The 10,971-nt window shown below is 67.7% G+C and carries 9 protein-coding genes; 4 read left to right on the top strand and 5 right to left on the bottom strand.

What is annotated here, in order from left to right:
• From BGN95_RS00315 to BGN95_RS00305, 3 genes are all read left to right on the top strand, one after another.
• On the top strand, positions 1-1,090 hold a 1,090-nt coding region (locus BGN95_RS00315), incomplete at its 5' end, for a prolyl oligopeptidase family serine peptidase (protein ID WP_286771272.1).
• Positions 1,087-1,647, top strand: a complete 561-nt coding sequence (locus tag BGN95_RS00310; RefSeq protein ID WP_265313918.1) for a DedA family protein — start codon at positions 1,087-1,089, stop codon at positions 1,645-1,647. The genes BGN95_RS00315 and BGN95_RS00310, both read left to right, overlap by 4 nt.
• The gene (locus BGN95_RS00305) at positions 1,644-2,039 is read left to right on the top strand and encodes an acyl-CoA thioesterase (RefSeq protein WP_286771271.1); all 396 of its coding nucleotides are present in this window, start codon (positions 1,644-1,646) and stop codon (positions 2,037-2,039) included. Before BGN95_RS00310 ends, BGN95_RS00305 begins: the two co-directional genes overlap by 4 nt.
• A gap of 154 nt (positions 2,040-2,193) precedes the next feature.
• Here BGN95_RS00305 and ppc read toward each other — a convergent pair whose 3' ends face one another.
• The 5 genes from ppc to BGN95_RS00280 all read right to left on the bottom strand — a co-directional run bounded on the left by ppc (position 2,194) and on the right by BGN95_RS00280 (position 10,153).
• Positions 2,194-4,863 (bottom strand): phosphoenolpyruvate carboxylase, encoded by a 2,670-nt coding sequence (ppc, locus tag BGN95_RS00300; RefSeq protein ID WP_286771270.1) that lies wholly within the window; start codon positions 4,861-4,863, stop codon positions 2,194-2,196.
• A 175-nt stretch (positions 4,864-5,038) separates the two neighbouring features.
• On the bottom strand, positions 5,039-5,275 hold the full coding sequence (locus BGN95_RS00295; protein ID WP_265313915.1) for a formate dehydrogenase subunit delta: 237 nt from the start codon (positions 5,273-5,275) through the stop codon (positions 5,039-5,041).
• Complete coding sequence (fdhF, locus tag BGN95_RS00290; protein WP_286771269.1) at positions 5,272-8,115, bottom strand: formate dehydrogenase subunit alpha; 2,844 nt, start codon at positions 8,113-8,115, stop codon at positions 5,272-5,274. The genes BGN95_RS00295 and fdhF overlap by 4 nt, the downstream gene beginning before the upstream one ends.
• Before the next feature lie 5 nt (positions 8,116-8,120).
• Positions 8,121-9,668: an NADH-ubiquinone oxidoreductase-F iron-sulfur binding region domain-containing protein gene (locus BGN95_RS00285; protein WP_286771268.1), complete on the bottom strand. Its 1,548-nt coding sequence runs from the start codon at positions 9,666-9,668 to the stop codon at positions 8,121-8,123.
• Complete coding sequence (locus BGN95_RS00280) at positions 9,665-10,153, bottom strand: formate dehydrogenase subunit gamma (RefSeq protein WP_286771267.1); 489 nt, start codon at positions 10,151-10,153, stop codon at positions 9,665-9,667. Before BGN95_RS00280 ends, BGN95_RS00285 begins: the two co-directional genes overlap by 4 nt.
• 232 nt (positions 10,154-10,385) lie before the next feature.
• Here BGN95_RS00280 and BGN95_RS00275 point away from each other — a divergent pair.
• Positions 10,386-10,971 (top strand): alanine dehydrogenase (locus BGN95_RS00275; RefSeq protein WP_502688223.1); only part of this gene is annotated, 586 nt, incomplete at its 3' end.

Raw genomic sequence — 10,971 nt, 5'->3', positions numbered from 1 at the left:
CTACCGCGACTTCTTCGTCGTCGAGGGGCGTGAGGACGGGCTCGATCAGATCGCGATCCACCGCTACGACACGCCGACCCAGGGCCAGCGCATCGCTTTCCCCGAGGCGAGCTATACCGCCGGGCTCGGCGACAATCCCGAATATGACCAGACCGTCCTGCGGCTCGGCTATGAATCGATGGTCACGCCCGGAACGGTCTATGATTACGATACCGCGACCGGCGCGCTGACCGCGCTTAAGGTGCAGGAAATCCCCTCGGGCTATGATGCGGACAAATATCGCACCGAGCGGCTCAAGATCGCCGCGCGCGACGGGACGTTGGTGCCGGTGTCGATCGTCTACCCGGTCGATTTCCCCAAGGACGGGTCGCGCCCGCTCTATCTCTATGCTTATGGCGCTTACGGTCATGCCATCCCGCCGGGCTTCTCGACCGGGCGGCTGTCGTTGCTCGATCGCGGCTTCGCTTATGCGATCGCGCATATCCGCGGCGGCGACGATCTCGGGCAGCAATGGTATCACGACGGCAAGCTCGAAAAGCGCACCAATACCTTCAACGATTTCGTCGACGTGGCGAAGGGGCTGATCGCGCAGGGCTGGACCAGCGCGGGCCGGATCGCGATCGCCGGGCGCTCGGCAGGCGGCGAGCTGATGGGCGCGGTGGTCAATTCCGATCCCGAATTGTGGGGCGCGGTGATCGCCGACGTGCCGTTCGTCGACGTGCTCAACACGATGCTCGACGAAACTTTGCCGCTTACCCCGGGCGAATGGCCCGAATGGGGCAATCCGATCACCGACAAGGCGGCGTTCGAGCTGATCCGTTCCTATTCGCCCTATGACAATGTGCGCGCGCAGGCCTATCCGCCGCTGTTCATTTCGGGCGGGCTCAACGATCCGCGGGTGACCTATTGGGAGCCGGCGAAATGGGCCGCCAAGCTCCGCGCGACCAAGACCGACGCCAATATCCTGTTGCTCAAGACCAATATGGGCGCGGGGCACGGCGGCAAATCGGGGCGGTTCGACAGCCTCTACGAAGCCGCCGAGGAGCATAGCTTCGTGCTGTGGCAATTGGGCGTGGACGACGCGCGGTGACGGTCGAGGCCATCGTCGCCAAATACGGCCTGCTGGCGCTGTTTCTCGGTGCGGGGCTGGAAGGGGAGACGGTGGTCGTCGCCGGCGGGCTGCTGTCGCACCGCGGGCTGTTTCCGCTGGCGGGGGCGATGGCCGCGGCGGCGCTGGGGTCGTTCGCCGCCGATCAGATCTGGTTCTTCGTCGGGCGACATTTCCACGATCACCGCGTGGTGCGTCGCGCCTATGAGAAGCCGGCGTTCGCCAAGGCGATCGACTTTTTCCATCGCCACCCGATCGGATTCATCTTCGCCTTCCGCTTCATCTACGGCTTCCGCACGGTCAGCCCGATCGCGATCGGCACCACCGATGTCGCGACGCGCACTTTCGTGACGGTCAATTTGGTCTCGGCGATCGTCTGGGGAATCGCCTTTTCGGCGATCGGCTATCTTGCCGGGCATAGTTTCGAGCGGCTGATGGGACGGCTCGTGCCCGATACGCACAGCCTGTTGCTGATTCTCGGCGGCGCGATCCTCGTCACCGGCGCGTTTTTCGGCATCCGCTATTGGCGCCGGCAATGACCGGCTTCACCCGCATCTTCCGCGCTACCCCGGCCGACATCGACGAGCTGGGGCACGTCAACAATGCGGTGTGGGTGCGCTGGGTGCAGGAGCTGGCGGTGGCGCATTGGGAGGCGGTTGCGCCGGCGGCGCATCGGGCGGCCTATGTGTGGGTCGTGACGCGCCACGAGATCGACTATCGCGGCAATCTCGCCGAGGGCGAGGAGACGGTCGGCAAGACCTGGGTGCCGCATCCCCCCCGCGGCGCGCGCTTCGACCGGCACTTTCGTTTCTCCGGGGCCGACGGACGGGTGAAGGTGGAAGGCACCACCACCTGGGCGCTGATCGATCGCGCCAGCGGCCGGCTGATGCGCGTGCCGCGCGAGGTGGCGGCTCCGTTCGTGGGGGAATAAGCGTAGCGAGAAGGGGAGCGCTTGAGCGCGCGCCTGATCTCTCCTTCGTCATTCCCGCGAAGGCGGGAATCCATAAGCACTGCCGTTGCACCTCTATCGGCGAGGTCGGGCAGAATGGATTCCCGCCTTCGCGGGAATGACGAAGGGAGGGCGCTCACCCCGAATTACGCAGCGCGGTGGCGATGGCGTTGATCGACAGGAGGATGCCCTGGCCGATCCGATCATCGGTCTCACCCGCACGGTGCCGCCGCATCAACTCGATCTGGAGCAGGTTGAGCGGCTCGATATAGGGCAGCCGCAAGCGGATCGACGCCTCCAGCGCGGGGTGTTTCTCCAGCAATCGCGACTGGCCGGTGATCGCGAGCAGCCCGTCCTGCGTCCGCCGCCAGCCGTCGCGGATCGTGGTGAAGACGCGCGCGCGCAGATCGGCATCCTCGACCAGCCCGGCATAGCGCTCGGCGATCCCCATGTCCGATTTGGCGAGCACCATTTCCATATTGGCGAGCGTCGCGGCGAACAGCGGCCAGCCCTGGGCCATTTCGGCGAGCAACGGCTTGTCGGCGAAATCGGCGATCGCGTGGCCGACGCCATACCAGCCGGGCAGCATCACCCGCGCCTGCGCCCAGCTGAACACCCAGGGGATCGCGCGCAGATCCTCGATCCGCTGGCTCTTGGTGCGGCTGGCGGGGCGGCTGCCGATCTTGAGCCCGGAGATTTCGGCGATCGGCGTCATCTGGCGGAAGAAGGTGGTGAACCCCTCGGTGCCGTAGACCAGATCGCGATAGGCGGCGAAGGCGGTGTCGGACAAGGCGTCCATCGCCGCGCCGAACGCCGCATTCTCGGCGTTGGAGAGCTGCGGCGGTTCGAGGCTGGCGACGAGCGTGGCGGAGGCCATCGCCTCCAGATTGGTCGCGGCGCTTTCGCGCGTGCCATATTTGCCCGCGATCACCTCGCCCTGTTCGGTGATGCGGATGCGGCCCTGCACCGTGCCGGGCGGCTGGGCGAGGATCGCGGCGTAGCTCGATCCGCCACCGCGCCCCACCGCGCCGCCGCGCCCGTGGAACAGCTGCATCCCCACCCCCGCGGCCTCGAACACCGGCTTGAGCGCGGTCGAGGCCTTGGACAATTGCCAGGTCGAGGTGAGGTAACCCCCGTCCTTGTTCGAATCCGAATAGCCGATCATCACTTCCTGATGCCCGCGCGCGGCGATGGTCGCGCGGTTTTCGGGGAGCGCGAACCATTCGGCCATGATCGCCGGCGCCGCCTCCAGATCCTCGATCGTCTCGAACAACGGCACCGCCATGATCGCCGCCTCGGGCTCGGCGCCCGGGCGATAGAGCCCCGCTTCCTTGAGCAGCAGATTGACTTCGAGCAGGTCCGAGACCGATTTGGTCATCGACACGATATATTGGCGGATGCATGCCGATCCGTAGCGCGCATGCGCCGCTGCCGCCGCGCGGACGATCGCGAGCTCGCCCTGCGTCTCCTCCGAATAATCGGCATAAGGGGTGACGAGCGGGCGCGGGCTGGCGAGTTCGTGGCGCAGCAGCATCACGCGCTGGTCCTCGTCGAGCGCGGCATAATCGTCGCACACCCCGGCGCGCTGGAGCAGCTCCGCCACGACGCGCTCGTGGACCGCGCTGTTCTGCCGCATGTCGAGCGTCGCGAGGTGGAAGCCGAAGACCTCGACCGCGCGGATCAGCCGGCCGATCGCCCCGCCCGAGGCGAGCAGGCCCCCGCCGGCCGCGGCAAGCGGACGGGCGAGCGCGACGAGATCGGCGCGCAGCTCGGCCGGGCCGGGATAGGGTTCGCGATCGATCGCGCCGGGGCGCGGCGCGTCGCGCCCGGTGATTGCGCGGTGGGTCGCCGCGAGCCGGGCGTAAATGCCGGAGATCGCGCGGCGATACGGCTCGTCCTCGCGGCTTTCGGCGGTGTCGCCGCTCGCCTCGGCCAGCGCGAGCACCGCCGCGTCGACCGGCGCGAGCTCGCGCGAGATCGACAGCTCGGCGCCGAGCGCGTGGAGCTGATCGAGATAATAGACGATCGCGGTCTCGGCGGCGCGCGCCAGCGCGGTTTCGAGCGACTGCGCGGTGACGAAAGGGTTGCCGTCGCGGTCGCCGCCGATCCAGCTCCCGGGGCGCAGGAACGACGGCACGCGCTCGCCCATCGCGCGATCCCAGCGCTGGTAGAGCGCGGGGAGCACCGGCAGGAAGACGTCGCGGAGATAGGAAAGCGCGGTCTCCACCTCGTCGGCGACATAGAGCCGTTCGCGGCGCAGCACGCGGGTCTGCCACAGCAGGGCGACTTGGCGCACGATCGCCTCGTCGACCTGATCGCCGTCCGCGGTCGTCTCGACCCCGCGGTCGCGTAGCGCCATCAGCGCGGCGATGCGGTTGCGGTGGTCGATCATCGATTTGCGCCGCACCTCGGTGGGGTGGGCGGTGAGCACCGGCGCGACCAATGCCTGTTCGAGCAATGCCGCCACCGCCGCCTTGTCGACGCCGTCGCGCGTCAGCCGGTCGAGCGCGGCAGCGACATCGGCGCCTTCCTCGGCGGTGACGCCCTGGCGATCCTCGGCGAGGTTGGCGAGCATCGAGAACAACATGAAGCCGCGGACGAAATCGAGCGTCTCGTCGAGCGACAGCGCCTCAAGGTGGTGATCGACCGGCGGCCCCCCGGCGCGATGCCGCTCGACCGAGGCGGAGCGGATCGTCTCGGTCGCGGTAAACAGCCGCTCCCCGCCGAGCGCGCGGATGACATCGCCCAGAACGCGGCCGAGATAGCGCACGTCAGGGTTGTTGGTGATCGGAGGGAGGGCTGCCATGACCCGCGATGCTGCAACGCGGCATGGGCGGGGTCAAGCGTAGCTTGTATCGCGTTGCGAGACCCGGGGATGGAATGCCGCAAATCTCTTGCCACCCCGGCGAAGGCCGGGGTCCAGCATCGCGTGGTTCGTAACTGGACCCCGGCCTTCGCCGGGGTGGTAGAGGAGCGTTCCCTTACCCCGCCGCGTCGCGCAGCGCCTCCACCGCGCCGCGCGCAATATCGCTGAACTGCGCCGGATCGGCCGCAAGGCTGGCGATGACGCGTTGCCGCATCAGCGGGTCCCAATAGCGCCGGATGTGGCGGCGCGTCGCCTCGATCGCGACCTCCTCGCCCTCGATCGCGAAATTGCGCGCGATCTGGTTGGCCATATAGACCAGCCGATCGGTGGTCGACATCATCGTGTCGCTCATTCGGCGGCCTCGGTTTCGATCCGCCGCGCGCGCGCCGCCTGATCGGCATAAGCGCGCTGCCACTCGCTCGGCCCATTGGAGGGCGAAACCTCCACCGCCGTCACTTTATATTCGGGGCAATTGGTCGCCCAATCCGAATAATCGGTCGTGATCACATTGGCCTGCGTGTCGGGGTGATGGAAGGTGGTATAGATCACTCCCGGCGCGACGCGATCGGTGATCAGCGCGCGCAGCGTCGTCTCCCCGGCGCGGCTTCTGAGGCTCACCCAATCGCCGTCGCGCAGGCCGCGGTTCTCGGCGTCGTGCGGGTGAATCTCCAGCCGGTCCTCGGCGTGCCAGGCGACATTCTCGGTGCGCCGCGTCTGCGCGCCGACATTGTATTGGCTGAGGATGCGCCCGGTGGTGAGCAGCAGCGGGAAGCGCGGCCCGGTGCGCTCGTCGGTCGGGACATAATCGGCGACGACGAACTTCCCCTTGCCGCGCACGAACCCGTCGACATGCATCGTCGGGGTGCCGAGCGGCGCGGCATCGGTCGCCGGCCATTGCAGCGAGCCATGCTCTTCGAGTGCCAGATAGCTGACCTTGGCGAAGGTCGGGGTCAGCGCGGCGATCTCGTCCATGATCTCGGACGGGTGGGTATATTGCCAGTCGAGCCCCAACGCCTGCGCGACGAGTTGGACGATCTCCCAGTCGGCATAGCCGTTGAGCGGGTCCATCACCTTGCGGACGAGCTGGATGCGGCGCTCGGCATTGGTGAAGGTGCCGTCCTTTTCGAGGAAGGTCGATCCGGGCAGGAAGATATGCGCGTAATTGGCGGTTTCGTTGAGAAACAGATCCTGCACCACGACGCATTCCATCGCCGCCAGCCCGGCCGCGACATGATGCGTATTGGGATCGGATTGCAGGATATCCTCGCCCTGGATGAACAAGGCCTTGAACGTCCCGTCGGTCGCCGCATCGAGCATGTTGGGGATGCGCAGCCCGGGCTCGGGATCGAGCGAGACGCCCCAGGCGGTTTCGAACAGCGTGCGCGTCGCCGGATCGGAGACGTGGCGATAGCCCGAATATTCGTGCGGGAAGCTCCCCATGTCGCACGAACCCTGGACATTGTTCTGCCCGCGCAGCGGGTTCACCCCGACGCCCTCGCGGCCGATATTGCCGGTCGCCATCGCCAGATTGGCGATCGCCATGACGGTCGAGGAGCCCTGGCTGTGCTCGGTGACGCCGAGACCGTAATAGATTGCGCCATTGCCCCCGGTGGCAAACAGCCGCGCGGCGGCGCGCAGATCGGCCGCCGGCACCCCGGTGAGCGCCTCGGTCGCCTCGGGCGAGCGCTCGGGCTGCGCAACGAAGGCGGCCCAGTCGCTATATTCGTCCCAGTCGCAGCGTTCGCGGATGAACGCTTCGTCGGCCAGCCCCTCGGTCACCACGACATGCGCCATCGCGGTCAGCACCGCGACATTGGTGCCGGGCTTCAAGGGCAGGTGATGCGCCGCGTCGACATGCGGGCTGTGGACCAGATCGATGCGCCGCGGATCGACCACGATCAGCCGCGCGCCCTGCCGCAGCCGCTGTTTCATCCGGCTGGCGAAGACAGGGTGGCCGTCGGTCGGGTTGGCGCCGATCACCATGATCACGTCGGAATGCTCGACGCTGTCGAAATCCTGCGTCCCCGCCGAGGTACCGAAGGTGGTGCTCAGCCCATAGCCGGTCGGCGAATGGCAGACGCGCGCGCAGGTATCGACATTGTTGTTGCCGAAGCCCTGCCGGATCAGTTTCTGGACGAGGAAGGTTTCCTCGTTGGTGCAGCGCGACGAGGTGATCCCGCCGACGCTGCGCGTGCCATATTTCGCCTGGATGCGGCGGAATTCGCTGGCGGTATGCGCGATCGCCTCGTCCCACGAGACCTCGCGCCACGGCTGGTCGACGCTCTCGCGGATCATCGGGTTGAGGATACGGTCGCGGTGGTTGGCATAGCCCCAGGCGAAGCGGCCCTTGACGCAGCTATGCCCGCGATTGGCCTTGCCTTCCTTCCACGGCACCATCCGCACGAGCTGCTCGCCGCGCATCTCGGCGCGGAAGGTGCAGCCGACCCCGCAATAAGCGCAGGTGGTGACGATCGCGCGATCGGGGGTGCCGATGTCGGTGACGGTCTTCTCGATCAGTGCCGATGTCGGGCAGGCCTGGACGCAGGCGCCGCACGAGACGCATTCGGACGGCAGGAAGCCTTCGTCGGCGCTCGCCACGACCTTCGAGCCGAACCCGCTGCCGTCGATCGTCAGCGCGAATGTGCCCTGCACCTCGTCGCAGGCGCGGACGCAGCGCGAGCAGACGATGCATTTGGCCGGGTCGAAGTCGAAGTATGGGTTGCTCTCGTCCTTCGCCGCCTGAAGATGGTTGGCGCCGTCATAGCCGTAGCGCACGTCGCGCAAGCCGACCGCGCCGGCCTGGTCCTGCAATTCGCAATCGCCATTGGCCGAACAGGTCAGGCAATCGAGCGGGTGGTCGGAGATGTACAATTCCATCACCCCGCGGCGCAGCTTGGCGAGCTTCGCGCTTTCGGTGCGCACCACCATCCCCTCGGTGACGGGGGTGGTGCATGAGGCGGGATAGCCCGCGCGGCCCTCGATCTCGACCAGGCACAGCCGGCACGATCCGAAAGCGTCGAGCCGATCGGTCGCACATAATTTGGGGATATTCGTCCCGCGCAGCGCGGCGGCGCGCATGATCGAGGTGCCTTCGGGGACGGTCACCGTGTCGCCGTCGATCCTGAGCGAGACGGTGCGCGCGCTATCCGGCGCCGGCTTGGTGCCGAGGTCGGTTTCGCTGATCCATGCCATGCTGCTTACTCCGCCGCTTGCGCCGTCGCAGGCTGATCGAAATCCTGCGGAAAATGATCCAGCGCGCTCAGCACCGGATAAGGGGTGAACCCGCCGAGCGCACAAAGCGATCCGAACTTCATCGTATCACAAAGATCGCGCAGCAGCGCGATTTCCGCGGCGCGGTCGCGGGGCCGCGCGGCTGCGTTGCGCATCTGCGGCATCGCCTCCAGCCCGCCCGGCTGGCGACCGCCGCCGACGATACGGTCGATCGTCTCCATGCCGCGCACCGCGCCGATCCGGCAAGGGGTGCATTTGCCGCAGCTTTCGTGCGCGCAGAATTCCATCGCGAAGCGCGCCATATGCGCCATGTCGACGGTGTCGTCGAACACGGTGATCCCGGCATGGCCGATCAGCCCGCCCGCCGCGGCGAACGCCTCGTAATCGAACGGCAGGTCGAACATCGCGGGGGGGAAATAGGCGCCGAGCGGCCCGCCGACCTGCACCGCTTTCACCGGCCGCCCCGTCTCGGTGCCGCCGCCGATATCGTTAACCAGCTCGCCCAGCGTGATGCCGAACCCGGCCTCGAACAGCCCGCCGTTGCGCACATTGCCGGCAAGCTGGATCGGCATCGTCCCGCGCGACCGGCCGAAGCCGACCGCCTGATAGGCTTGCGCGCCCTCGGCGACGATGAACGGCACCGCGGCGAGGCTCAGCACATTGTTGATCACCGTCGGGCGGCCGAACAGCCCCTCGATCGCGGGGAGCGGGGGCTTGGCGCGGACCTGCCCGCGCTTGCCCTCGATCGAATCGAGCAGGGCGGTTTCCTCGCCGCAGACATAGGCGCCCGCGCCGACCCGCACTTCGAGTGCGAACGGTGCGATGCGCGGCGCGGCGCGCGTGATCGCCGCCTGCATCACGCGGATCGCGAAGGGATATTCGGAGCGGATGTAGATAAACCCGTGTCCCGCCCCGACCGCGTGCGCGGCGATCGCCATGCCCTCGATCAGGCAGAAGGGGTCGCCCTCCATCAGCATGCGATCGGCGAAGGTGCCGCTGTCGCCCTCGTCGGCGTTGCACACGATGAATTTCTCGGGCGATCGGGTGTCGAGCACCGTCTGCCACTTGATCCCGGTTGGGAAACCCGCGCCGCCGCGCCCGCGCAGCCCGCTCGCCTTGACCTCGTCGACCACCGCTTGCGGGGTCAACGCGCGCGCCTTGTCGAGCGCCTGCCAGCCGCCGTGCGCGGCATAATCGTCGAGGCTCAAGGGATCGATCACCCCGCAGCGCGCGAAGGTGAAACGCTGCTGGGGCGCGAAGAAGGGGTGATCCTCGATCCGGCCGATGCGGCTGGCGTGGGTGCCGTCGAGCACCGCGTCGATCTCGTTCGCCTCGACCGGGCCGTAAGCGATGCGGCCCTCCGCCGTATCGATCTCGATCAACGGTTCGATGCTGAACAGCCCGCGGCTGCCGGTGCGAACCACTTCGACCCCGCGCGCGGCGAGCGCCGCCGCCACCTCGTCCGCGCCGAGCGCGACCGAGGCCATATCGCCGCTGACGTAGGCGCGGGTCATGCCAGCACCTCCGCCGCGATCCGCTCGAGCTTGGCGGCGTCGAGCCGCGAGACCGGGCGCCCGTCGACCAGCGCGTTGGGGCCGGTAGCGCACAGCCCGAGGCAATAGACCGGCTCGACCGTCACCCGCCCGTCGGCGCTGGTCGCGCCCATCGTCACGCCGAGCCGCTGCGTCGCGATCCGCTCGATCGTCGCGGCGCCGCGCGCCTGGCAGCTTTCGGCGCGGCACAGCCGGACGACATGCGCCCCCGCCGGGGCACGGCGGAAATCATGATAGAAAGTGACGACGCCGTGGACGTCCGCGCGGCTGAGGTTGAGCGCTGCCGCGACGACCGGGATCATCGCATCGGCGATATAGCCGAACTCGTCCTGCAACGCGTGGAGCAACGGCAGCAAGGCATCGCGGGTCGCGGGGCGGCCGCGCAGCAGCCGCGTCGCGGCGTCCGCATAAGCCGTGTCCGGCGGGGCTGTTTCGTTAGGGGTCATCGCCATCGCCTATACAAGGATCGCAACGCGCTTGCTGTCAATTTAACGAATTTAAATTTTTCTTATCAATCGGTGCCGATCGACATTCAATTCCACCGTCGCGCCGCCTTTGCCTCCCGGTGGCGCCCGGCACAAGGTGGGGTGACCGATCGGCGGCGTGGCAGCGATCTTGATGTGCACCGCGCGCGCGTTCCTGATAGATCGTCCGGCACAGGACGAGGAGGAAGATCACATGCTGGTCGGCGTTCCCAAGGAAATCAAAAACAACGAATTTCGTGTCGGGCTGACCCCCGGCGCGGTGCGCGAATATTGCGCGCACGGGCATCAGGTGCTGGTCGAGACCGGCGCCGGCGGCGGGATCGGCGCGTCGGATGCGGTGTATCGCCAGTCGGGCGCGGCGATCGTCGATACCGCCGCCGAGGTGTTCGCGCGGGCCGAGATGATTGTGAAGGTCAAGGAGCCCCAGCCGCAGGAGTGGACGCAATTGCGCGAGGGGCAGATCCTGTTCACCTATCTCCACCTCGCCCCCGATCCCGGCCAGGCGCGCGGGCTGATGGCCTCGGGGGTCAGCGCGATCGCTTATGAGACGGTGACCGACGCCTCGGGCGGGCTGCCGTTGCTCGCGCCGATGAGCGAGGTCGCCGGGCGGCTGTCGATCGAGGCCGGGGCGAGCGCGTTGCGCGCGGTATCGGGCGGGCGCGGGTTGCTGATCGGCGGGGTCCCGGGTGTGCCCGCGGCCAATGTCGTCGTGCTCGGCGGCGGGGTGGTCGGCACCAATGCGGCGCGAATCGCGACCGGGATGGGGGCCAATGTCAGCA

Origin of the sequence: Sphingomonas sp. 66-10 (assembly GCF_001897045.1) — a bacterium.
Classification (GTDB): domain Bacteria; phylum Pseudomonadota; class Alphaproteobacteria; order Sphingomonadales; family Sphingomonadaceae; genus Sphingomonas; species Sphingomonas lycopersici.
The sequence above is the reverse complement of the archived record's forward strand: the minus strand, read 5'-3'. Positions and strand labels throughout refer to the sequence as shown.

Excerpts from the sequence above, each read along its gene's own strand:
- fdhF (WP_286771269.1), bottom strand. The coding sequence starts at position 8,115 with ATGGCATGGATCAGCGAAACCGACCTCGGCACCAAGCCGGCGCCGGAT.
- BGN95_RS00280 (WP_286771267.1), bottom strand. The coding sequence starts at position 10,153 with ATGACCCCTAACGAAACAGCCCCGCCGGACACGGCTTATGCGGACGCC.
- BGN95_RS00305 (WP_286771271.1), top strand. The coding sequence starts at position 1,644 with ATGACCGGCTTCACCCGCATCTTCCGCGCTACCCCGGCCGACATCGAC.
- ppc (WP_286771270.1), bottom strand. The coding sequence starts at position 4,863 with ATGGCAGCCCTCCCTCCGATCACCAACAACCCTGACGTGCGCTATCTC.
- BGN95_RS00285 (WP_286771268.1), bottom strand. The coding sequence starts at position 9,668 with ATGACCCGCGCCTACGTCAGCGGCGATATGGCCTCGGTCGCGCTCGGC.
- BGN95_RS00295 (WP_265313915.1), bottom strand. The coding sequence starts at position 5,275 with ATGAGCGACACGATGATGTCGACCACCGATCGGCTGGTCTATATGGCC.